The sequence below is a fragment of the Bradyrhizobium sp. CCBAU 11430 genome (assembly GCF_028128855.1).
GTDB classification, from domain to species: domain Bacteria; phylum Pseudomonadota; class Alphaproteobacteria; order Rhizobiales; family Xanthobacteraceae; genus Bradyrhizobium; species Bradyrhizobium ottawaense.
The window spans coordinates 39185-62274 of sequence record NZ_LBJV01000003.1 but is presented as its reverse complement, the minus strand read 5'-3'; the positions used below and the strand labels follow the sequence as shown (position 1 = coordinate 62274).

At 66.7% G+C, this 23090-nt stretch carries 24 protein-coding genes; 16 read left to right on the top strand and 8 right to left on the bottom strand.

Translation table 11 applies throughout. The features are described 5' to 3' along the window. Positions 1-2 precede the first annotated feature (2 nt). From XI04_RS00310 to XI04_RS00245, 14 genes are read left to right on the top strand one after another with little or no spacing between them, the layout of a single operon-like run. Positions 3-836: a phosphoenolpyruvate hydrolase family protein gene (locus XI04_RS00310; RefSeq protein WP_028143764.1), complete on the top strand. Its 834-nt coding sequence runs from the start codon at positions 3-5 to the stop codon at positions 834-836. A 26-nt stretch (positions 837-862) separates the two neighbouring features. Further along, positions 863-3778 carry a flotillin family protein gene (locus XI04_RS00305; RefSeq protein ID WP_028143765.1) on the top strand — a complete coding sequence of 972 codons (2916 nt, stop codon included), beginning with the start codon at positions 863-865 and terminating at the stop codon, positions 3776-3778. Between the two features lie 9 nt (positions 3779-3787). Next, entirely contained in the window at positions 3788-4225 is a 438-nt protein-coding gene (locus tag XI04_RS00300) for an SRPBCC family protein (protein ID WP_018318067.1), read from the top strand. Positions 4226-4227: 2 nt separating this feature from the next. Continuing rightward, on the top strand, positions 4228-4671 hold the full coding sequence (locus XI04_RS00295; protein ID WP_028143766.1) for an SRPBCC family protein: 444 nt from the start codon (positions 4228-4230) through the stop codon (positions 4669-4671). A 2-nt stretch (positions 4672-4673) separates the two neighbouring features. Then, complete coding sequence (locus XI04_RS00290; RefSeq protein ID WP_028143767.1) at positions 4674-5492, top strand: FAD binding domain-containing protein; 819 nt, start codon at positions 4674-4676, stop codon at positions 5490-5492. Between the two features lie 4 nt (positions 5493-5496). Further along, positions 5497-5973, top strand: a complete 477-nt coding sequence (locus XI04_RS00285) for a (2Fe-2S)-binding protein (protein ID WP_271610384.1) — start codon at positions 5497-5499, stop codon at positions 5971-5973. An 8-nt stretch (positions 5974-5981) separates the two neighbouring features. Next, the gene (locus XI04_RS00280) at positions 5982-7574 is read left to right on the top strand and encodes a xanthine dehydrogenase family protein molybdopterin-binding subunit (RefSeq protein ID WP_028143769.1); all 1593 of its coding nucleotides are present in this window, start codon (positions 5982-5984) and stop codon (positions 7572-7574) included. A gap of 1 nt (position 7575) precedes the next feature. Then, positions 7576-8598 (top strand): xanthine dehydrogenase family protein molybdopterin-binding subunit, encoded by a 1023-nt coding sequence (locus tag XI04_RS00275; RefSeq protein ID WP_028143770.1) that lies wholly within the window; start codon positions 7576-7578, stop codon positions 8596-8598. A gap of 10 nt (positions 8599-8608) precedes the next feature. Then, the gene (locus XI04_RS00270; protein ID WP_271610383.1) at positions 8609-9490 is read left to right on the top strand and encodes an AAA family ATPase; all 882 of its coding nucleotides are present in this window, start codon (positions 8609-8611) and stop codon (positions 9488-9490) included. Then, positions 9487-10608, top strand: a complete 1122-nt coding sequence (locus XI04_RS00265; RefSeq protein ID WP_271610382.1) for a vWA domain-containing protein — start codon at positions 9487-9489, stop codon at positions 10606-10608. The genes XI04_RS00270 and XI04_RS00265 overlap by 4 nt, the downstream gene beginning before the upstream one ends. Continuing rightward, on the top strand, positions 10605-11489 hold the full coding sequence (locus XI04_RS00260; protein ID WP_271610381.1) for an amidohydrolase family protein: 885 nt from the start codon (positions 10605-10607) through the stop codon (positions 11487-11489). The genes XI04_RS00265 and XI04_RS00260 overlap by 4 nt, the downstream gene beginning before the upstream one ends. 31 nt (positions 11490-11520) lie before the next feature. Then, a complete protein-coding gene (locus XI04_RS00255) occupies positions 11521-12369 on the top strand; it encodes an N-acyl homoserine lactonase family protein (RefSeq protein ID WP_018318076.1) in 849 nt (282 codons plus the stop codon). 21 nt (positions 12370-12390) lie between these two features. Further along, the gene (locus XI04_RS00250) at positions 12391-13965 is read left to right on the top strand and encodes an isochorismatase family protein (RefSeq protein ID WP_271610380.1); all 1575 of its coding nucleotides are present in this window, start codon (positions 12391-12393) and stop codon (positions 13963-13965) included. A 3-nt stretch (positions 13966-13968) separates the two neighbouring features. After that, complete coding sequence (locus XI04_RS00245; RefSeq protein ID WP_271610379.1) at positions 13969-14595, top strand: FMN-dependent NADH-azoreductase; 627 nt, start codon at positions 13969-13971, stop codon at positions 14593-14595. A gap of 21 nt (positions 14596-14616) precedes the next feature. On the opposite strand, the gene ubiV is transcribed toward XI04_RS00245, so the two are convergent. The 3 genes from ubiV to ubiT are packed head-to-tail and all read right to left on the bottom strand — an operon-like array spanning position 14617 to position 17033. After that, positions 14617-15549 carry a ubiquinone anaerobic biosynthesis protein UbiV gene (ubiV, locus tag XI04_RS00240; RefSeq protein ID WP_271610378.1) on the bottom strand — a complete coding sequence of 311 codons (933 nt, stop codon included), beginning with the start codon at positions 15547-15549 and terminating at the stop codon, positions 14617-14619. Positions 15550-15576: 27 nt separating this feature from the next. Then, on the bottom strand, positions 15577-16554 hold the full coding sequence (gene ubiU / locus XI04_RS00235) for a ubiquinone anaerobic biosynthesis protein UbiU (protein ID WP_028143778.1): 978 nt from the start codon (positions 16552-16554) through the stop codon (positions 15577-15579). Further along, complete coding sequence (gene ubiT, locus XI04_RS00230; RefSeq protein WP_244429168.1) at positions 16554-17033, bottom strand: ubiquinone anaerobic biosynthesis accessory factor UbiT; 480 nt, start codon at positions 17031-17033, stop codon at positions 16554-16556. Before ubiT ends, ubiU begins: the two co-directional genes overlap by 1 nt. Before the next feature lie 166 nt (positions 17034-17199). On the opposite strand from ubiT, the gene XI04_RS00225 reads away from it, so the two are divergent. Both XI04_RS00225 and XI04_RS00220 read left to right on the top strand, forming a co-directional pair. Further along, the gene (locus tag XI04_RS00225) at positions 17200-18723 is read left to right on the top strand and encodes a UbiD family decarboxylase (protein WP_271610377.1); all 1524 of its coding nucleotides are present in this window, start codon (positions 17200-17202) and stop codon (positions 18721-18723) included. Continuing rightward, positions 18720-19316: a UbiX family flavin prenyltransferase gene (locus tag XI04_RS00220; protein WP_271610376.1), complete on the top strand. Its 597-nt coding sequence runs from the start codon at positions 18720-18722 to the stop codon at positions 19314-19316. Before XI04_RS00225 ends, XI04_RS00220 begins: the two co-directional genes overlap by 4 nt. Before the next feature lie 17 nt (positions 19317-19333). Here the strand turns inward: XI04_RS00220 and XI04_RS00215 are convergent, their stop codons facing one another. From XI04_RS00215 to XI04_RS00195, 5 genes are all read right to left on the bottom strand, one after another. Next, complete coding sequence (locus XI04_RS00215) at positions 19334-19657, bottom strand: metal-sulfur cluster assembly factor (RefSeq protein ID WP_038949673.1); 324 nt, start codon at positions 19655-19657, stop codon at positions 19334-19336. After that, positions 19654-20163: a DUF2249 domain-containing protein gene (locus XI04_RS00210; RefSeq protein WP_212475524.1), complete on the bottom strand. Its 510-nt coding sequence runs from the start codon at positions 20161-20163 to the stop codon at positions 19654-19656. Before XI04_RS00210 ends, XI04_RS00215 begins: the two co-directional genes overlap by 4 nt. Before the next feature lie 12 nt (positions 20164-20175). After that, positions 20176-21522 carry a hypothetical protein gene (locus tag XI04_RS00205; protein WP_212475522.1) on the bottom strand — a complete coding sequence of 449 codons (1347 nt, stop codon included), beginning with the start codon at positions 21520-21522 and terminating at the stop codon, positions 20176-20178. A gap of 129 nt (positions 21523-21651) precedes the next feature. Continuing rightward, positions 21652-22287, bottom strand: a complete 636-nt coding sequence (locus XI04_RS00200; RefSeq protein WP_028143785.1) for a response regulator — start codon at positions 22285-22287, stop codon at positions 21652-21654. 168 nt (positions 22288-22455) lie between these two features. Beyond that, positions 22456-23079 (bottom strand): response regulator, encoded by a 624-nt coding sequence (locus tag XI04_RS00195; protein WP_018318087.1) that lies wholly within the window; start codon positions 23077-23079, stop codon positions 22456-22458. Between the last annotated feature and the right edge of the window lie 11 nt (positions 23080-23090).

Genomic DNA, 23090 nt, shown 5'->3' with positions numbered 1-23090 from the left:
CGATGCCAAGGTTTGAACGCGCAGCACTTCTGAGGCGGTTCCGCGAGATGGCGAAGCGCGGCGAGCCGATCGTCGGCGGCGGCGCCGGCACCGGCCTGTCAGCCAAATGCGAGGAGGCCGGCGGCGTCGATCTCATCGTGATCTACAATTCCGGACGCTACCGCATGGCCGGACGCGGCTCGCTCGCGGGCCTGATGGCTTACGGCGATGCCAACGCCATCGTGTTGGAGATGGCCGGCGAAGTGCTGCCCGTGGTCACGAGGACGCCGGTGCTCGCGGGCGTCAACGGCACCGATCCGTTCCGCGACATGGACGCGTTTCTCGACCAGCTGAAGGCGCTCGGCTTCGCAGGCGTGCAGAACTTTCCGACCGTCGGCCTGATCGACGGCACCTTCCGCGCCAATCTCGAAGAGACCGGCATGTCCTACGCGCTCGAGATCGACATGATCGCCAAGGCGCACGACAAGGACATGCTGACGACGCCCTATGTGTTCAGCGAGAAGGAAGCCGCCGCGATGGCGATCGCCGGCGCCGACATCGTCGTCTGCCACATGGGCTTGACGACCGGCGGCTCGATCGGCGCGCAGACCGCGTTGAAGCTGAAGGACTGTCCGGCGCAGATCGACACCTGGGCCTCCGCCGCGCTCAGCGTCAATCCCGACATCCTGGTGCTGGCGCATGGCGGCCCGATCGCGGATCCCGCCGACGCCGATTTCATCATGAAGAACACCCGCCATTGCCACGGCTTCTACGGGGCCTCCTCGATGGAGCGGCTGCCCGTGGAGCGGGCGCTGACGGAGCAGGTACGTCAATTCAAGGCGATCGGCGCGCGATAACGCCTGAAGGTTCGAGGGAGGAAAAGATGTCGGGGATGCTCGTCGGTGAATTGATCCTCTGGCTGATCGTCGCGATCGTCGTGATCGTGGTCGGCGTCTATATCGTGAACTGGCTCTATCACCGCTCCTCCAAGGAGACATCGTTCGTCCGGACCGGTTTCCTCGGCGAGCGCGTGGTGATCAATGGCGGCGCGTTCGTGCTGCCGTTCATCCACGATTACACGCCGGTCAACATGAACGTGCTGCCGATGGGCATCGTGCGCTCCCGGCAGGACGCCGTCATCACCCGCGACCGCATGCGCGTCGACATCGAGGCCGATTTCTACGTCCGCGTCCAGGCGACCCGCGAAGCGGTGTCCATCGCGGCCGCCACCCTCGGCCGCCGCACCATGGAGCCGGGGCAACTGCATGCCCTCCTCGCCGGCAAGTTCATCTCGGCGATCCGTTCAATCGCCTCCGAAATGACCCTCGAGCAGATGCACGAGCAGCGCGGCGAGTATGTCGCCCGCGTCAAGGCCAACGCGGCGGAGGCCCTCGCTCAGAACGGCCTCGAGCTGGAGTCGGTCGCCATCACCGATCTCGACCAGACCGATCTCGAATTCTTCAACCCCTCGAACCGGTTCGACGCCGAAGGCCTGACCCAGCTGATGCAGGACATCGAGGCCAAGCGGAAGCTGCGCAACGACATCGAGCAGGACTCGATGATCAAGATCCGCGCCCGCAACCTGGAGGCCGAGCGGCAGGCGCTCGAGATCGAGCGCGAGAGCGAGACCGCGCGGCTGGAGCAGGAACGCGACATCGAGATGCGCCGCGCGCTTCAGCGCACGGAAGTCGCCCGCGAACGGGCGCTGCGCGAAACCGAGGCCGAGCAGGCGCAGATCTCCGCGCGCGAAGCCATCGAGCGCGCCCGCATCGCCAACGACCAGGCGATTGCGGAAGCCCGCATCGCCTCCGAGCGCGAAACCCGCCAGAAGGAGATCGAGCGGACCCGCACCATCGAGGAAAAGGAGCTGCTGGCACGCGAGGAGATCGAGAAGACGAGGATCGCCAACCAGCGCTCGATCGACACCACGCGGATCGCATCCGAGCGCGAGGTGCGCCAGCGCGAGATCGAGCGGATGCGCACGGTCGAGGAAGCCGAGATCGCGGCGCGCGAAGCCATCGAGAAGGCGCGGATCCAGCAGGACCGCGTCGTCACCGATGCCCGCATCGCCAACGAGGAGGAAACGCGCCGCCGCGAGATCGAGCGCACCCGCGCGGTCGACGAGGCCGAGATTGCCGCCCGCGAGGCCACCGAGAAGGCCCGCATCGCCCAGACGCTGATCGTCAATGTCGAGCGCATCTCCTCGGACGAGCGCACCCGCGCGCTGGAGATCCAGCAGGTTCGCACCATCCAGGAGGCCGAGATCGAGGCGCAGCGCGCGGTCGAGGCCGCCCGCATCGCCCGCGAGCGGACGCTCGCCGCCGAGCGCATCGCCGCCGAGCAGAACACGCGGCAGCTGGAGATCGAGCGCAACCAGGCACTCGACGTCGCCGGCATTGCGGCGCGCGAGACCACCGAGGCCAGCCGGATCGCCCAGGAGGAGCGCGTGCGCTCGCTGGAGATCGCCCGCAACCGCGCCGTCGAGGAGGCCGACATCGCCTCGCGCGAGGCAATCGAGGCGGCCCGCATCGCCCAGGAGAAGGCGGTCGCGGCCGAGCGCATCCAGGCCGAGCGCGATACGCGTTCGCTCGAGATCGAGCGCACCGGCGTGCTGGAGGCGGCCGAGCTGAAGCGGCGCGACGCCATCGAGCGCCAGCGCATCACGGTCGATCTGGCTCTGGAGGCCGAGCGCATCAATTCCTCCAAGAAGCGCGAGGTGCTCAACATCGAGCAGAAGAAGGCGATCGAGATCGCCGACGAGGACCGCGTCATCGCACTGTCGACCAAGAAGTCCGAGCGGATCGATGCCGATCGCCAGGTCCGGCAGGCCGAGATCGTCGCGCGCAAGGAGGTCGAGACCACGGACGTGTCGCGCGAGCAGGCGCTGGAAGCGGCCCGCATCGAGCGGCGGCGCTCGATCGAGCAACTCGAAGTCGCCCGGGTGCAGTCGCTGCAGGAGGCCGAGATCGCCTCTCGCGAGGAGGTCGAGCGCGCGCGCATCGCATCCGACCGCGGCCTCGACGAAGCCCGCGTCGGCCGCGAGCGCGAGCTGCGCAAGCTCGAGGTCAACCGCGAGAAGGAGGTCGAGACCGTCCTGATGGAGAAGGCCATCGCCATCCATCTGAAGTCTCTCGAAGAGTCCGCCGCCAAGGCGTCGGCCGAGGAAGCGCGGATGCGCGCGACCGAAGCCACCGAGCGCGTCATCACCGCGCGCGAGAGCGAGATCGCCAAGCGACGCAAGACGGTCGAGGTGCTGCTCGCCGAGAAACAGGCCGAGGAGACCCGGATCGCCGCGGAGGCCGAGCGCGTGCGCGCCGCCGTCGAGGCCGAAGCGCAGCGGATGCTGAACGAGGCCGAGAACGTGCTGACCGACCAGGCGCGCTACTCGCTGTTCCGCCGCAAGCTGCTCGACCGGATCGAGGGCATCGTCCGCGAGAGCGTCAAGCCGATGGAGAAGATCGAGGGCATCCGCATTCTCCAGGTCGATGGCCTCAACGGCAACGGCCACGGCGGCAATGGCGGCCGCAGCGCCACCGACGAAGTCATCGACTCCGCCCTGCGCTACCGCGTCCAGGCGCCGCTGATCGACTCGATCCTGTCGGACATCGGCGTCGAAGGCGGCAGTCTCTCCAAAATGCCGGGCCTGATCCGCGAAGCCCGTGACATGCAGGGGATCAAGGAGTCCGCGCGCAAAAGCGGCGGAGGCGGAGGTGGCGGCGACAAGCCGGCGGCCTCGCCGGCCCCCTCGGCCGAAGGTGGGGAACCGCCGGCCGAGCGCGGGCCGCGGAAGAAGAGCTGAGGTCGCGCCATGGCTCGCGTCTACGTCTCCACCGTCGTCAATGCCCGCAACGACCGCGTCTGGGCGCGGGTGCGCGATTTCAATGGCTTGCCGAACTGGCATCCGGCGATCGCCGAAAGCCGCATCGAGGGCGGCGAGCCCGCCGACAAGATCGGTTGTGTGCGAGATTTTCGCCTGCGCAACGGCGACCGCATCCGCGAGAAGCTGCTCGGCCTCTCCGACTACGACATGTTCTGCACCTATTCGATCCTGGAATCTCCGATGGGCGTCGAGAACTACGTCGCAACCCTGCGGCTCACGCCCGTCACCGACGGCGACCAGACCTTCATGGAATGGACCGCCGAATTCGACTGCGCGCCGGAGCGGGAGACCGAGCTCGTCAGCAATATCGGCGGCGGCGTGTTCCAGGGCGGATTTGATGCGCTCAAGCGCGTGTTCGGAGGCTGACCGTGCCGCATGTCGTCAAGAGCACGATCCTGGACGCACCGACCGATACGGTGTGGACCGTGCTGCGCGATTTCAACGGGCACGATCGCTGGCATCCGGTTGTCGCGACCTCGTCGATCGAGCGCGCGCAGTCCTCCGACAAGATCGGCTGCATCAGGCGGTTCAAGCTCAACGACGGCTCCGAGCTGCGCGAGCAATTGCTGGCGCTGTCGGACCTGGAACAGTCCTTCAGCTATTGCCTGCTCGATACGCCGGTGCCGATGTTCAACTACGTCGCCCATGTCAGGCTGCTGCCGGTCACCGACGGCGACCGCACCTTCTGGCACTGGGAATCCCGCTTCACCACCAAGCCGGAAGATCGGGACCGCATCACCCACATGGTCGCGGAAGACATTTACCAGGCTGGATTCGAGGCAATCCGCCGGCATCTGAGGGAGGCCGCATAGTCATGGCCGTGACAGTGAAGACGTTTGCAAGCGCCAGCGAGGCGGCGGGGGCATTGTCCTCGGACCGCAGCGCGCGCTATCTCGGCGGCGGCACGCTGGTGATGCGGGCATTGAACGAGGGCGATGTCGCGATCTCGATCGTGGTCCGCGCCAACGATCAGGCGCTGACCCGGATCGACGCCTCGGGACCGCGCATCACGCTCGGCGCCGGCGTCACCTTCGCGCGCATCCTTGCTGAGCGGGACCTCGCCTTCCTGCACGCGCCCGCCCGCTCGATCGGCGGTCCCGCCGTGCGCAACATGGGCACGGTCGGCGGCAATCTTTTTGCCCAAGCTCCCTACGGCGATTTCACCGTGGCGCTGCTGGCGCTCGATGCGACCGTCGCCGTCGCGGGCGGCTTTGGTGCCCGCGACATCCCGATCGAGGAGTTCTTGCAGGCGCGCGAACGTCAGGCCGGAACCCTGGTGCTGTCGGTTTCTTGCACCCGGCCGGCGAGCAGCGACGCGTTCCGCTATCGCAAGATCGCCCGCATCAAGCCGAAGGGCGGCTCGGTCGTCACGCTTGCCGCGCATCTGCCGATCAGCGGCGGCCGGATCGCGGGCGCTCGGATCGCGCTGGGATCGATGGCGCCGACCCAGATCCGCGCCCGCGCCGCCGAGCGCGCGCTGGAGGGCCGCTCGCTGGACGCTGCAACCATCGCGGCCGCCGCATCCGCGGCGACCGAGGGAACGTCGCCATCCGACAACGCGCTCGGCAGCGCGTGGTATCGCCGCGAGATCGTCGGCGTCCATCTGCGGCGCCTGCTGTCAGGCCAGGAATAGAGCCATGTCCAAGATACCCCTGCAATTTCGTCACAACGGCCGCGATGTCGCGATCTTCGTCGACGGCGGCACCAATCTGCTGGTGGCGCTGCGCGAGTTGATCGGCGACATGACGCCGAAATTCGGCTGCGGCCAGGGCGGCTGCGGCACGTGCAGTGTGCAGATCGACGGCGAGCTTCATCTCTCCTGCCTGACGCTGGCGGAGACGGTGGCCGGCCGTTCCATCGAGACGCTCGACGGCATGAAGCAGGGCCCGAACCTGCACCCGCTGCAGCGCGCCTTCGCGGACCATTTCGCGGCCCAGTGCGGCTATTGCACGCCGGGCATGCTGATGGCCGCCAAGGCGCTGCTCGACCGCAATCCCTCGCCGAGCCGCGACGAGGTCATTGAAGCCATCTCCGGCAACATCTGCCGCTGCACCGGCTACGAGCCGATCATCAATGCCATCCTGGCCGCAGCGAGCGGCCGGGTCAGCGCCTGAGGTCAACCATGCTGGAACTGCGCAAGGACATTTTCGCCGACGAGCGCGACGATAACCTCAAGGAAATCGGCAAGGGCACCCAGCGCCAGGACATGCTCGGCCATGTCACGGGCACGTCGAGCTACTTCAACGATCACAAGCTGCAAGGCATGCTGCACCTGAAGGTCGTACGCTCGACCCAGGCCCATGCAAGGATCCGTCGCATCGATACCACCGAGGCCGAACGTTCGGCCGGCGTTCGCCGGATCATCCGTGGCACCGACGTGCCGGTCAATCTCAACACGCTGCTCAGCCTGATCAACTTCGGCAAGGATGACGAGCCGTCGCTGGCGGTCGACAAGGTCCGCTACAAGGGCGAGCCGATCCTCGCCATCGTCGCCGACAGCGAGCGCGAAGCGTTCGAGGCCATCGCGAGGGTCAAGGTCGACTACGAGCCGCTCCCGACTGTGTTCGATGTCGAGGACGCGCTGAAGCCCGGCGCGCCCGTGGTCAACGAGACCTATCCGAAGAACGCCTTCATCTATCACGACGTCTACGATCACCAGCGCCTGCGCTTCGGCGATGCGGACGCGGCGCTCGCCAGCGCCGACCACGTGCTGGAGCAGCGCTACCAGATGTCCCCGATCGAGCACGCGCCGACCGAGACCAACGGCGCCATTGCGGCACCCGACACCAACGGCCGTTACGTCGTCTACACCTCGACCCAGGCGCTGTTCTTCTCCGTCGACACCTGCGCCAAGATTCTGGACGTGCCTTCCAATACGTTCCACTTCATCGGCGGCACCGTTGGCGGCGGCTTCGGCGGCAAGGTGGACACGTTGACCGAGCCACTTGCGATCCTCGGCGCGATGCTGACCGGACGCCCCGTCCGCTACGTGTTCGGGCGCGAGGAGGAGATGCAGTACGGCCCGCCGCGCGGCGCCGAACGCATCTACATCAAGGACGGCGTGATGCGCGACGGCCGCATCGTCGCGCGCAAGATCCGCGCTTTTTTCGACAGCGGCGCCTATACGCGACTCTCCAGCTACGCCGCAGTGAAGTGCGCCGCCCATCTTCCAGGCCCCTACACCATCCCGAACGTCTATGGCGACGTCTATTGCGTCTTCACCAATCGCACGCCCGCGACCGCCATGCGCGGCTTCGGCGTCACCGCGATGGACTTCGCGATCGAATGCCAGATGGACAAGCTCGCAAACCTCGTCGGCATGGACCCGATGGAGTTTCGCATTCTGAACGCCTATCGCGACGGCGACATGAAGGCGCACCGGCGCGAGGCCAAGAACACCGCGCTGATCGAATGCGTTCAGGTCGCGGCCGAGAAGGCCAAATGGCCGATCCGCGACGAGTTCAAGCGCGCCTCCTCGCGCAAAGACGGCGGCGGCAGCCGCGCGGTGATCCCGCCGACCGCAACGGAGTCCCGCGCACGTCCGGCTGCGCCTGCACAGCAGCGCACGAGCTACGACCGTGCACCCGTAACCACGACACGGGAGCCGCCGCGCGATCCACCCCCGCCGGCACCGCCGCCTCCCCCACCACGCCCGGCCGCACCATCGCACGGCGCGACGCGGTTCTCGTCGGTGTTCGGCACCAGGAGACGCTGACATGACCAGGCATCGCGGACGCGGCATGGCGTCGATCAACTACCCCATCGGCATGAACCTTGGCGGCGACCCGAGCCAGGCACTGGTTCACTCCAATCCCAGCGGCAAGTTCACGGTGGCGCTGTCGTCGATCGACCTCGGCCAGGGCATGAAATCGGTGACGCGGCAGATCTGCGCCGAGACGCTGGGCGTGCCGGTCGAGGACGTCTATGTCGACACGGCGGATTCCGACACCGGCCCGCACTGCATGGGCTCGTTCGCCTCGCGCGGCACCCATCGGGTCGGCAATGCCGTGATGGCCGCGGCGCGCGAGGCCCGCGGCGTGATGATGGAAGCGGCGGCTGAAGAGCTCGAGGTCAATGCCGCCGATCTCGACACCGACGGCCGCGGCAATATTCACGTCAAGGGCGCGCCACACCGTTCGATCTCGACCAAGGACGTCGCGATTGCCGCGCAGTTCAAGCAGGGCAAGACCATTTCGGGCCGCGGCATCTTTCTGGTTCCGCTTTCCAACGTCGATCCGGAGACCGGCGAGATGTCACCGGCGACCTGCTACGCCCATGCCTGCCTCGTCGCCGAGGTCGAGGTCGACGACGAGACCGGCGATGTCGCGATGGTCCGGATGGATTCCGCCTATGAGCTCGGTCGCGCGCTGAACCCGCGTCTGGTCGAGCAGCAACTGGTCGGCGGTGCCTGGATGGGCGTCAGCCACGCGCTCTATGAGACCCCGGAGCCCTATTATCCCGATCCCATTCACGGCCCCCGCGACTTCGTCGAATATCTGATGCCCGGCCCCGGCGACATCTGCCCGCACGATATCGCGGTGCTGGAACGTCCCGCTCCCGATGGTCCCTTTGGTGCCAAGGGCCCCGGCGAGATGTGCGCCAACCCGGTGCTGCCGGCCGTCGCCAATGCGATCTTCAATGCCGTCGGCGTGCGCATCGACGACCTGCCGATCACGCCTGAAAAGGTGCTGCGCGCGATCAAGGCCCAGGGCGGCGCGCGGCCGCAGGCACGGCGCTAGAGGAACGGCCGTGGCGGTTCGCAGCAACATCGTCGGCATCGACAGCCCCGAGGCGCTGGAGAAGGCGCTGCGCGCGGCCTATTATCTCGCCGACGAGGGTCTCGCGACCGCCGCCTATCTCGGCCTCGCGCTCGGCAAGCCGCTGCTGCTCGAGGGCGCACCCGGCGTCGGCAAGACGGAAGCCGCAAAAGCCATTGCCGCCGTGCTCGGCCGGCGCCTGATCCGCCTGCAATGCTACGAGGGCATCGACGCCTCTGCCGCGCTCTATGAGTGGAACTATCCGCGCCAGATGCTGGCGATCCGCCAGGCCGGCGACGAGAGCATCGACATCTATGGCGAGACGTTTCTGATCGAGCGGCCGATGCTGGCCACGCTCCGCGCGCCCGATTCCACCGTGCTGCTGATCGACGAGATCGACCGCGCCGATCAGGAGTTCGAGGCCTTCCTGCTCGAATTCCTCTCCGACTTCCAGATCTCGATTCCCGAGCGCGGCACGGTGCGCGCGGCGGAGCGCCCCGTGGTCGTTCTGACGTCGAACCGGACGCGCGATCTGCACGAGGCCTTGCGCCGCCGCTGCGTCTATCACTGGATCGACTATCCGACCGCGGAGCGCGAGGCGCGGATCATCATGATGCGCGCCTCCAGCGTCGCCGAGGCCACGGCCCGCGCCGTCGTCGCAGCCGTGGAGAGGCTGCGGCGCGAGCCCCTGAGCAAGGCGCCCGGCATTGCCGAGGCCGTCGACTGGGCCGAGGCCGCGACGCTGCTGCACAAGGGCGGCGCCCGCTGGCCGGATGCGTTCAAGCGCTCGATCGGCGTGGCGCTGAAGGACGAAGAGGATCTGCATTTCATCTCGCCGCGGCTCGACGCCATGCTCGCGGAGGCGACCGCATGAGCGCCGAACCGCAGCTCCCGCGCGCCGCGCGCATCTTCGTCGCCTTCGTCCCGCTGCTGCGCGCGAACGGCTTTGCCGTCGCACCGGAGCAAACCACCACGTTCCTCGCCGCGATCGAGCTGCTCGGCCCGCGCGACATCGAGCACGTCAGGCAAGCCGCCCTCGCGACGCTGGCGCCGCCGCCCGAGCGCCGTGCGACCTTCGACCGGCTGTTCGATCTCCACTTCCGCGGCAGCGAGGCCATCGCGCGAGCCGACGAGGACGAGGACGACGAGACAGTCCGCCTCCAGGAAGAGGGCCGCGGCGACGAGGCCCCCCTGCTCTCCGACGAGGCCAATGAGTCCGGCCTCACCGCGACCCGAAGCGAGGCGCTGGTCGAGCGCCGCTTTAGGGCGGCCTCGAGCACGGACGCATTGCGCCGCCTGGCGCGGGAGGCACCGCGGCGCCTGCCGCGACGGCGCGGCCATCGCCGCATGCGCGCCCGCCGCGGACCGTTTGCCGATCTCCGCCGCACCTTGCGCGACAGTGTCCGCAGCGACGGCGAGATTCTGCGGCTCGGTCACATGAAGCGGCGCCAGCGTCCGCGCAAGATGCTCCTGCTGATCGACGTCTCCGGCTCGATGAAGGGCCGCACCGAGGAGAACATGAAGCTCGCGCATGCGCTGGTGCAGGCCGCGCCCAGTGTCGAGGTCTTCACCTTCGGCACGCGGCTGACCCGCATCACCCGCCCGCTGCGACTGAAGCGCCGCGAGCAGGCCATGAACGCCGCCGCGCATCTGGTCAGCGACTGGGACGGCGGCACCCGCATCGGCGATGCGCTCCAGGCCTTCCTCGCCGTGCCCCGCTTCGGCGGCTACGCGCGCGGAGCCGCCGTGGTGATCGTCTCCGATGGACTCGAGCGCGGCGAGACCGACGCGCTTCGCGACGCCGTCGCGAAATTGTCGCGGCGGGCCTGGCGCCTGAGCTGGCTGACGCCGCTGGCGACGGGCCCCGACTTCCGCCCGCAGACCGAAGCGCTCATCGCCATCGAGCGCTTCGTCGACGACCTCGTGGATGGCGGTTCGAGCGCGTCGATCGTCGCGCATATTCTGGCGCTGGGACGAAGGAGAGCGGCGTGACCGACATTGTCGACGGCCATCATCACATCTGGCGGCAGGCCGACCTGCCCTGGCTGACCGGCCCCATGCAACCGCGCATCTTCGGACCCTATGAGCCGATCCGGCGCGACTATCCGATCCAGGAATATCTCGACGACCTCAAGGATACCGGCGTCACGCGTTCGGTCTATGTGCAAACCAACTGGGCCAACGACCGCTTCGAGGACGAGGCCGCGTGGGTGCAGCAGACTGCGGACGAACACGGCTGGCCGCACGCGATCGTCGCCTATGCCAATTTCGCCGTGGACGACGTGCGTCCGCAGCTCGATCGCCTGAAGCGCTACAAGCTGGTGCGCGGCGTGCGCATGCAGCTGCACTGGCACGAGAACCCGCTCTATCGCTTTGCCGCCCGCCCGGATCTCTGCACCGATCCGATGATCAGCCGCAACGTCGCGCGCCTCGCCGACTATGGCTGGAGCTTCGACCTGCAGGTGTTCACCCCGCAGATGCCGAACGCCGCAGCGCTGGCCGAAGCCTGCCCCGACGTGACCTTCATCCTCCAGCATGCCGGCATGCTGGAGGATCTCTCTCCTGGTGGCCGCGCCGCCTGGCGCAGCGGCATGGCCCGGCTCGCGGCCTGCGCGAACGTGGTCTCAAAGCTCTCCGGGCTCGGCACCTTCATCCATCGCAACGATCCTGCGCACATCGCCGCCGTGCTCATCGACACCGTCGCGATCTTCGGCGCCGAGCGCTGCCTGTTCGGCTCCAATTTCCCCATCGAGAAATTGTGGACCAGCTATCGCGAGCTCGTCGGCGCCTTTCGCACCGCCGCGGCGCCGTTCAGCGCGGAGCAGCAGGACGCTATCTTCAAGACGACGGCGACGCGCGTCTACCGGCTTTGACAGACAAGAAACAGTTGAGGGAGGGCAACGAATGGCGCTGGAGATCAAGATCCTGGACTATGGCGATATCGAGCTGGAATCGAGCTTTCTGGTTCTCGGCCGCGACTGCGGTCGCACCCGCCGCGTCCTCACCCTCGGTTTCCTGATCCTCGGGGGGAAATATCCGGTCGTGGTCGACACCGGCTACCGCTCCAACCAGATCATGGAGACGCTGGGCATGCGCGGGCTGCAGTACCACGAGAACATGATCGAGAACCAGCTCGCGCGCCACGGCGTGCGCATGGGCGACGTCCGCTTCGTCTGCCACACCCATCTGCACATCGACCACGCCGGCAAGGACGATCTGTTCCCGATGAACACGACCGTCGTGCTCAACCGCAAGGAACTCGAGTATTCCGTCTCCGGCCTGATGCATCCGCAATATCCGGCGCCCGACATCAAGCACCTGATCGACCGGCTGCACACCAAGAGCGCGCTGCGCTTCCTCGACTTAGAGATCACCGGCCCGATCGAGCTGATGCCCGGCGTCTATTGCGACGCGGCCAATGCGCATACGGAGGGCTCGATGAACGTCATCGTCGAGACCGCCGACGGGATTGCGACCATCTGCGGCGACGTGATCTACGATTTCAACGACCAGATCGTGACGCCCTTCAACGAGATCCACGATTGGGAGCCGCGCACGACGGGCAATCATGGCACCAGCAAGCGCGCCGAGAAAGCCTCGATCAAGAAGCTGCTGAGCAATTCGCGCTATCTGCTGCCGGTGCACGACCGCCCGGCCAAGATCGAAGGCGGCAACGTCGTCGGGCGCCTGCACGATCAGGTCCCCGGACCGATCGTGCAGTCCTTGCCCGCACGCAACTGGTTCCCGGCTTGAGATGATCTTGGGGATCGACCGATGACGCACGTCACCTTGCGAAGCGAATTCGAAACTTTGATCGACCCCTATGCGCCGGTCGCGCAGGTCGGCACCGGCTTTGACTTCACGGAGGGACCGATCTGGCATCCGGTCGATCACTATCTGCTGTTCTCGGACATGCCGGGTGACGTGCGCCGGCGCTGGGATGCGCGGCGCGGCGTGGCCGAGGTCAAGCGTCCCTCGAACAAGTGCAACGGCATGACCTATGATGCCGAGCTCAATCTGATCGTCTGCGAGCACGCGACCTCGTCGCTGATCCGCGAACGGCCGGACGGGCGGCGCGAGGTGCTGGCTTCGCACTTCCAGGGCCAGGAGCTGAACAGCCCGAACGACGTCTGCGTGCACTCCTCCGGCGCGATCTATTTCTCGGACCCTTGGTACGGCCGGATGCCGGTCTATGGCGTGGAGCGGCCGCGCCAGCTCGGCTTCCAGGGCGTCTATCGCCTCGTGCCCGGCGGCGAACCGAAGCTCGTGGTCGAGCGCAATCTGTTCGACCAGCCGAACGGCCTGTGCTTCTCGCCGGACGAGAAGCTGCTCTATGTCAACGACACCGTGCAGGCGCTGATCCGCGTCTTCGACGTCAACGCCGACGGCTCGCTGTCGAATGCGCGGGTGTTCGCAAGCGGCATCCGCTCCGAGCTCGAAGCCGGCCTGCCCGACGGCATGAAGTGCGATCAGCACGGCAATATCTGGGTCACCGCGCCCGGCGGCGTCTGGGTCTATTCGCCGCGCGGCGAGCTGCTCGGCAAGGTCCGCGCGCCCGAGATGGTCGCCAACCTCGCCTGGGGCGGGCCGGATTTCCGCACGCTGTATCTGACCTCGACACATTCGGTCTATGCCATTCCGACCAAGGTCGGTCCGCGGCACGAGCCCTATATGGCCGGCCGGCGAAGCGGCGGCGGCCAGGCGGCAAGCGCCTCGCCGGCGGCGCCTATCCTCGCTGACGGCGACATGCGGCTTGATCCGCAGCGATGCGCGATGATCATCCAGGATTTGCAGAACGACGTCATCATGGACGGCGGCGCGTTCGCCGAGTCCGGCGCTCCCGGTCATGCGAAACAGCAACATGTCGTCGAGAATGTCCGCCGTCTCGCGGAGACCGCGCGGGCCCGCGGCGTCGCCATCATCCACGTCTGGTTCGTCGTCGAGCCGGGTGCGCCGGGTGTCACGCTGAACGCACCGCTGTTCGAAGGCCTCGTCGACAGCAAGGCGATGGTGCGTGGAAGCTGGGGCGCGGCGCCCGTCTCCGGCCTCGAGCCCCGGCCCGGCGATTTCATCGTCGAGAAGATGCGGATGAGCGCGTGGGAGGGCACGCGGCTGGAGACAATCCTCAAGGCGACCGGGCGCGACATGATCATCAACACCGGTGCCTGGACCAACATGTCGGTCGAGCACACCGCCCGCACCGGGGCAGACAAGGGCTACTTCATGATCGTTCCCGAAGATTGCTGCTCGACCATGAACGCCGACTGGCACAATGCGTCGATTAATTTTGCCATGCAGAACGTGGCGATCGTCACGAGGGCGGATGCCGTCATCAGGGCGTTGGGATGAGCGGTGGCAAAGATTTTGCACCTCTCCTGCTCGCCGCGCCCTGACTCCGAGTCGAGTGCCGGCGCGCGCGTCTTTCTTGACGGCTTTCGCCAGGCCCGGCCGGACTGGGACCTCGACGTCGTGGACCTCTGGCGGGAGCGGATGCCGGAATTCTCAGGCCCCATCGCCGAGGCCAAATATGCACGGATGAACGGGCAAGCCTTCAACGACGCGCAACGCGACAGCTTTGCCGAGGCCGAACGAATGGCGCTGCGGTTTTCGTTGGCCGATCGCGTGCTGATCTCGACGCCGATGTGGAACTTCAGCATTCCCTACAAGCTCAAGCAGTGGTTCGACATCATCGTCCAGCCCGGGCTGACGTTCCGGTTCGACCCGTCACAGGGCTATCTCCCACTGCTCAAGGACCGGCCGACGCTGGTGATTCTCGCCAGTGGCAGCGACTTCGCCACCGGCATGAACCGCGGCCGCATCGACATGGCAACGCCTTACCTGCGCGACATCCCGCGCTTCATCGGTATCGACAATGTCCGTTTCGTGCCGATCGGGCCAACCACGGGACCGCAACAGCCGATCGAGGCCGCGCGGGACAGGGCCCATCGACGGCTGGCCGCAATGGCCGCGACTTTCTGAGCGCTCGGAGCGTCGCCCCGTTTAGCGAGTCCCGATCTGCGCCGCGCCTTGCGCAGCCCCTGATCGGGCCTGACGGTAGACGTGCCCCGGCTCGGCCCACAGGAAGCCATTCGAGAACGGCACGCCCGGATAGGCCGCGGCAAGCCGGCGATTTCCACCCTCGACATCGTCGCGACCGTCCAGCACGTCGCGAAAAGCCTTGGCGACGACGACCATGTCGCAATCCTGCGGCGACAGGCGCAGTGATCCGACGTTGCTCTCGTGCAAGAGGCCGGCCTCACCCAGCAGATTGGCACAGGTGTGCGACAGCGTCTGCACGCCGTTGATGGTCAGGAAGTCTTGCTGCTCCAGCGTGTTGAGGAGAAGTCCATCCGGGTCCTTCTCGCAGACGAAGCGGCAATTGTCCTTGGTGAGCTTGTGAAGGCGCGCATGATAGCACCGCGCGGAGATGGCCAGCGGCACCCGGCCGAACGCGAACACTTCGATCGTGGCGTCGGGAACAGCCTTCGCGATCGTGGCCACCGAGGCCAGCGGCAATTCCGGCGGCAGGCAGATGCGCCTCGCCCCGCGTGCGGCGTGAAAGGCCGCGCTCGCTTCGTTGTAGATGTTGACGAACGGACCGATGGCGTGCGGCCGGCCTGCAAGCGCCCTGAGACAGGTCAGATCGTTGACCTCGACCACGGCGCCCTCGACCGCCGCGAGCTCCTCGGTCTGGCGGCGCTCGCGGCGCAGCGAGACCAGAATCAGCGAGCCCAGCAGCACCTGCTTGCCCGCGTTCTGCAGCCGTTCGACCACGGCCGGGATGTGATCTGCGAAGAACGGCGAGCGCTTCGAGCAGACGATCTCGCCGACGGACACGACGTCAACCGGCGCTTCATCGGCGATCCGGAAATAGAAGTCGCGCCAGCGTTCCGGCGCCCAATTGTACAGAACTGGACCGAGGCTGAGTTGCATCTTTCGGATCTCACATCGTCGAACGGATTAGCGCCAGGTCTTGCGATAGGCGCCAACCGTCGAGGCCTGCCCTTCGGTGAACGGCTTCAGGCTCGCAATGTCGGCCTCGCTGCCGGTCTCGAGCGCGGCGAGCGCCTGGCGGAAGTGGCGCACCACGCTCTCGACATAGGCACGGCCGCGCTGGCGGCCCTCGATCTTGAGCGCGGTCACGCCGGCATCGCGCATGCCTTTAAGCAACGCCGTGGCGTCCAGGCTGACCGGGTCCTCGAAAATATAGCCGGAGCCCTGGGAGGTCGAGAAGCGGCCCTTACACAGCGTCGGATAGCCCGCGGGCTCGCTCACGGCGAACCGGTTGATGGCGAAGCCACCGAGACTGGACTTCGTCCCCTCCGCGGTCTGTTCGTAGGTCACATGACTCGGCGGCGAACAGACGCCCTGCATGTTCGGCGACTTGCCGGTCGCATAGGACGACAGCGAGCAGCGCCCTTCGGCCATGACGCAGAGGCCGCCGAACACGAAGACCTCGGTCTCGCAGGCCGACTCCCGGGTGATCTCGGCGATCTCAGGCACGCTCAGGACACGCGGCAGCACGACGCGCCGCGCCCCGAAAGTCTCGGCGTAGAAGGCGATGGCATCGGGATTGGCGGCCGCAGCCTGAACCGAGACGTGCAGACGCTGGTTCGGATGGCGCCTTGCGGCATAGTCCATCAATCCGATGTCGGCGAGGATCAGCGCATCGGCCCCCGCACTCGCCGCATCGTCCACCGCGCGATGCCAGATGTCGACGGCGGAGGCGCGCGGAAAGGTGTTGATGGCCACCAGGATCTTCGCGCCGCGGCCATGCGCCAGCGCGATCCCCTTGCGCAGCTCGTCGCGGCTGAAGTTCAGCCCCGGAAAATTGCGCGCGTTGGTCTCGTCGTTGAAGCCGCAATAGATCGCATCGGCGCCGGCATCGATGGCGCTCTTCAACGCCGCCGGCGTGCCGGCAGGACAGATCAGCTCCATCATCTCGATTGCTCGCCATGGCCTGAGGAGCCGATCACGCGGCCACGGGCGGCTTCGAAGGCGCGCCTCGCTGGCGCGCCCAGCGGGCCAAACAGCGAGGACAGCTCTTCGGCCAGATCGAGCTGGGCGTCGTCGATCGCATTGCGCAGCGCCAGCACTGCCTCGACATCGCCCTCGACCACGAGCTCGCGCGAGAACATCAGGGCATCGCCATCGACCTTGCCTTCGAGCAGCGCCAGCAGATTGGCGAGCGAGGCCGAGATCCGCGCATCCAGACCTCGCGGCAAGTCGCGCACCACGGACAGGCGCGGCGGCCTGGCCTCGACCACGAAGGCGAACGGCAGATCGATCGGCTTGATACCGAACCGCGCGCGCGCGTGATCACCGAGCCGGTCGAATATTGCGGGGTTGCGCCGGTGGATCCCCTGCAGGACGCCGGCGAGAACGAGCTGCAGCGGCAGCAGAGGCAGGGGACGCATGGCCAATGCGACAAGGGGCGGAATCGTCGGCAACGGGCCGGGCGATGCGGCGGACGGATCATTCATGGCCCCACATCTGGACGGATTGCACGCCGCTGTATTTGAGCCGGAACAATGAAGACCGAAAACAACCCGGCTAGCTCTGATTTTTTGGGAGCTCGCCCAGTTGCAACGTGATGTGCCGCGCTTTCGCGACCTGTCCGACTTCCTGCGCTTCATCGAAAGCCGGGGGCAGTTGCGACGCATTCGCGAGAAGGTCTCCGTCGTCCACGAGATCACGGAGATCCACCGGCGTGTGCTCGGTGCGCACGGACCGGCATTATTGTTCGAGCAGCCCGTCAGGGCCGATGGCAACGCGTCGGAGATGCCGCTCCTCACCAACCTGTTTGGAACGGTCGAGCGGATCGCGTGGGGCATGGGCATCACGCCCAACCGTCTCGGAGAGCTCGGCGCGCTGATGGCCGAGCTCCGCGCGCCGCGACCACCGCACGGCATCAGGGATGCTTTCGAGAAGATCCCGCTTGCGCGCGCTGCGCTGGCGACGCGCCCGCGCACACGCGCGGCGGCCCCGGTGCAGGACTGCGTCGCGATGGGGCCCGACGTCGATCTTGCAAGATTGCCGGTCCAGATCTGCTGGCCCGGCGAGCCGGCACCGCTGATCACCTGGCCACTCGTGATCACCGTGCCGCCGGAATCCGCGACGGCGGACCAGGAGGAGAATGTCGGCGTCTACCGCATGCAGGTGCTCGGCCCTGACCGCGCCATCATCCGCTGGCTCGCGCATCGCGGCGGCGCCCGGCATCACCAGCAATGGAAGGCGATCGGGCGTGACATGCCGGTCGCGATCGTCATCGGCGCCGATCCGGCCACGATCCTTGCCGCGGTGCTGCCGCTGCCCGAGACGCTGTCCGAGCTGCGCTTCTCGGGCATCCTGCGCGGCGAGCGGCCTGACCTCGCGCCATGCCTCACCGTCCCGCTCGCGATCCCGGCCGAGGCCGAAATCGTCATTGAGGGCTTCGTCTCCGCGACCGAAACCGCGCCCGAAGGACCCTATGGCGATCACACCGGGTACTATAATTCCGTCGAACAGTTTCCGGTGATGCGCGTGACGGCGATCACCAGCCGGCGTCAGCCGGTCTATCTCTCGACCTTCACGGGCCGGCCCCCGGACGAGCCGTCGCGGATCGGCGAGGCGCTCAACCAGCTGTTCGTGCCGTTGATCCGGCAGCAATTCCCTGAGGTGACCGACTGCTGGCTGCCGCCGGAGGCCTGCTCCTACCGCATCGCGATTGCGGCCATTAAAAAGCGCTATCCCGGCCAGGCGCGGCGGCTGATGCTCGGCCTGTGGTCGATGCTTCCGCAGTTCAGCTACACCAAGCTGCTGATCGTGGTCGACGACGACATCGACATCCGCGACTGGCGTGCCGTGATGTGGGCGGTCTCGACGCGCAGCGATTCCTCGCGCGATCTCGTGACACTCACCGACACGCCGATCGACTATCTCGACTTTGCCTCGCCGAAATCAGGGCTCGGCGGCAAGCTCGGCATCGACGCCACCACGAAGATTCCGCCGGAGACGGATCGGGAATGGGGCGTTCCGCTGGCCATGGATCCCGCCGTGGTCGCGCGTGTCGATGCGATGTGGGCGAACCTCGGCCTGTCCGGCATGCCGGCACCGGTCCTCACATGAGCGGGCGGCAAGGCATCATCGTCGGCATCAGCGGCGCCTCGGGCGCCGCGATCGGCTTGCGCATCGTCGAGCTGCTGGCCGATGATCCAAACTACGCGGTTCATCTCGTGGTTTCGCCCGCGGCAGAGCGTACGCTGAGCGAAGAAGTGGGGAGCGATGCGCTCGCGCGGCTGCGCGCCCTCGCCTTCCGCCACTATCTTCATTCCGACATCGGCGCCGCGATCGCCAGCGGCTCGTATCCGGTCGCGGGCATGATCGTGGCACCGTGCTCGATCCGCACGCTCTCGGCCATCGCCTGGGGGCAGCTCGACAACCTTCTGACGCGCGCGGCCGACGTGCAGCTCAAGGAACGGCGCCGGCTGGTGTTGCTGGTCCGCGAGAGCCCGCTCCATCTCGGCCATCTCAGAGCGATGCTGCAAGCGACCGAGATCGGCGCGATCATCGCCCCGCCGATGCCGGCCTTCTATCTGAAACCACAGTCGCTGGATGAGGTGATCGACCAGATCGCCGCCCGGGCGATCAACCTGCTCGACCTGGCAAAGCTTCGCGCACCCGCAAGGACCTGGTCCGGCCCGGGCGGCGAAGGCGTCTAGCCGGCCGCCTCGCCGGATCAGTTCACCTCAGCAAAACCGAGCGACGCCTTGACGCCTGGCGAGATCATCCAGGGCTGCCAGGGCGGCTCGAACGTCATGGTGACGTCGACCGATTCCACGCCAGGAACCAGGCACGCGCTGTTGGCGACGCCCTCCTTGAGAAAGGATGCGGCGGGACAACCCGGCGTCGTCGCCGTCATGGTGATGTGCGCGGCGCCGTCGTCGATCGACACGTCATAGACGAAGCCGAGGTCGACGATGTTGTGCCCGAGCTCCGGATCGATCACGACCTTCAGCGCCTGCCTTATCTGAGCCACGAGATCGTCGTCGTTGATCGTCATGCGCAAACCCTCACGGTCAGTTGATAGGTGTCGTTCTGCGGTGTGAAGCCGCCGCGCCATTGATGGCCGCGCTTGGTCAGCTCCCGAAACAGGAAGACCGGTTCACGACTGAGCAAGGCGAAGAGGGTCTGCCCGGGGGCGAGCCGCTCCATTGCAGCCAGAATCCGGACCATCGGCTCCGGTGGATCGAGGTCGCGGTTGTCGAGATGAACCGCGGGCTCCGGCCAATCGCCACCACTCGCCGCCGCGGGCGCCGGTTCAGCCGCATCGGACGAGCCGTCGTCCGGCAGAAACCGGATCTCCCATTCGCCGCCTTCGAGCTCGGCCTCCCGATGCGCAAAGCCCTTGCTCGCCATGACGTCGAACAGGGGAACCGGTTTGAAGGGGGCATAGAGCCGCAGCCCCTCCCCGGGCTCGAGCCGCTCGAGCGCGGCCATGATGATCGAGAACGGCTCGCCGCCTGCACGCAGGATCGGCCGGACATCGACGTCGATGAATTGGGTCATTGCAGTCTCCTTTCAGTTTCGCGAGACCAACAGATGGGGCACGACTGCTCCCGTCGGCAGGCGCAGCGGCTCCGACACGTCCGCAAGCCGCCTTGCCCTGATGAGCTCCTCGCCCAGGCCGAGCGTCGCAAGCGTCACGACCGCGACGGCGACGCGGAAACCGGGTGCCTCGTCGACCAGGAGCATCAACGTTGCCGCCCAGCTTCCGGCAAAGAACAGCACGAACCATTTCAACGCGCGGCGCTCGTCAACGAGATCCTGCACGCGGGGCGTCGGCACTCTGCCCATCACCGGACCGTAGGTCTCGAGCCAGGTCAGGAACGGGACGATCTTGTAGAGATTGGCGAGCACGAGGCCAGTGAGCCAGCCGAACGCGACCAGGAACGCGAGCGCGCCGACATGCGACTGGAGAGAACCGGTCGTAAGGAACACGGCGCCGAGGATTGCGACTGCGACGAGGCTCGCCAGCGCAACGAGGCTCATGCGCGTGTTGAGCTCGAGCGCGCGACGCTTGCGGGCTCTGTAGAGGCCGAGCATATCGCGGCCGTAGGCGATTAGCGACAGCAGCGCCGCGGCTCCTGCCAGCAGAAGCGCCAAATTCACCCCGGTCGCACGCCAGAGTGCGAGCACCCCGCCGACAGCTCCGGCGGCCAGCGCGGCAATGCCGGCAAGCCAGGCCAGCCGGCCCAGCCGCGCGTCGCTGTCGGGCGCGAGCATGAACATCGCCAGCAGGCGATAGCTGACCCCCATGGCCGTGAAGGTCAGCCATCCACCAATCCCGGCAATGGCGTGGATCGGAACGCCCGATACCAGCAGGTCCGGCCATTGCGCGCCGATAGCGGTTCCGGACAGCACCAGAGAGAACATGCCGCCGAATGCCGCCGTGACGCAGATGCAGCCCAGCCCGGCTGCGACGAAGCGCGCCGGCCCCGGCAGCGGACGGGCCGACCAGAGCGTCATGCCGAGATTGGCAACGACCAACGCGAAGCCGGCAATCAGCAGGCTCGCGCCGACCGGAAGCAGCCGGGGCGACCCGTTGAAGTGCCCGCCAAGCGTCAGGAAGCCCGCGAGCAGGATGGTCAGCCCAAGCGTCAGCAGCGCCAGAGCCGGCAGTGTCCAGCGCTCCGCATAGAGCGGCCTTGCGGCCAGCACCGGCACGAACTGGAACAGCGCGCCACACAGGACCGTGCTCAACCAGCCAATGCTAACCATGTGCACGATGACGAGCGTGTCCGGCCCGCCGATGTCGTGGTTCGGAAAGCCGAACCCGGCGACAACAAGCACTTCCGCGAGCAGCAGCCATACGATTGCGACCGCGAAGTAGCTGATGGCCCATTTACAGAGGCTGGTTCCAATCACGGCTGCTTCCCATCGCGTGCAACACGAAACCCCGTGTCAGCACCCGAAAAGGTAAGCGGTTGCAGTCACGACCACTTTGTCGAGGCGCAAACTCCGGCGCCTTTCGCGACTGCCGACGTCAGCATCTGTTCAGGGCAAGACCAACTTCTTGCGGATCGCGTAGCGGACGAGCTCAGCGGTGGACGACATCCTGAGCTTGCGCATGGCCGAGGCGCGATGGGTCTCGACGGTCTTCACACTCAGTTTCAGGATGGAGCTGATCGACCTGTTGGTATGCCCCTCCGCGATCAGCTGGACCACGCTCTGCTCGCGTGAAGTCAGCAGCATGTCGGCCCGATTCTCCTTGTTGCCCTGGTAGTCGTGCAGCAGCCTCTCCAGCAGGATGCTGGTGAAGTAGGGCCTGCCGTCGAGCAGGGCCTCGATGGCGGAGATGAGGTGCTTGCGCGCGTCTGACTTGAACAGAAAGCCGCGCACCCCGGCCAGAATGGCTTCGGTCAGAAGCTCTTCGCTCTCGTGCATGGTCAGGATCAGGACCTGCGCGCCAAGGTGGAGTGCCTTGAGGCGACGACTGACCTCCAACCCGTTCATGACCGGCATGGAGTAGTCAACGATCACGATGTCCGGCCTGGTCTCGAGCGCCAGCGCGACCGCCTGCTCGCCATCGGTCGCCACGCCGCTCACGATCCAGCTGGAATGCGCTTCGATGATTGCACGCAGCCCGGAACGCACAACTTCATGATCATCCGCAATCAAGATGCGTTTCACCGTGTCGTTCCCGTTGGCCGACCCTTGCGCTTCCGGGCCGATACCGGCAGCAAACCGGCAGCACAGTCGAACGATCATAGGGAGCGTGGCTGGAATCGTTATCCCACAAAACCCTGATATCTCCCGGCGAAGGTACCGACGCCCGTATTGCTCGCTAATATCGCCGTTTCACGCCTCGACCAGCCCGGTCCGAACGGCGTACCGGACCAGCCCCGCCGTCGAGTTCACCTCCAGCTTGCGCATCGCTGCTGCCCGATGGGCCTCGGTGGTCTTGACGCTGAGGTCGAGGATCGCACTGATGCCCTTGTTGCTGTATCCCTCCGCGACCAGCTTGACGACCAGTTGCTCGCGGGCCGTGAGTTCGTGATGCCGCTCGCCGTTGGTCCGCGGCGCATGGTCGAGTTCGGTCTTCCGGGGCCAGAACGGCCGGTGCAGCAACAAGGCTTCGACAGCTGCGACAAGCAGCTTGTTGGCGTCGGACTTCACCAGGAATGCACGCGCCCCCGCCTCGAATGCTTGCTGGGCAAGCAAGCCCGAATTGTGCACCGTGAAGATCAGCACCTCAGTCTGCAGCGGATACTCTCTGATCCGCCGCGCCACCTCGACACCGGTCATGCGCGGCATCGAGAAGTCGACGATGGCGACATGGGGCCGGCTTTCGATCGCGGCTGCTACCGCCATGCCGCCGTCATTCACCTCGGCGACCACCTCCCAATCCACCCGTTGCTCGAGCACCGCCCGCAAGCCCGACCGTACCGCCTCATGATCGTCCGCGATGAGAATTCGCTTCATGGCAGAGCACT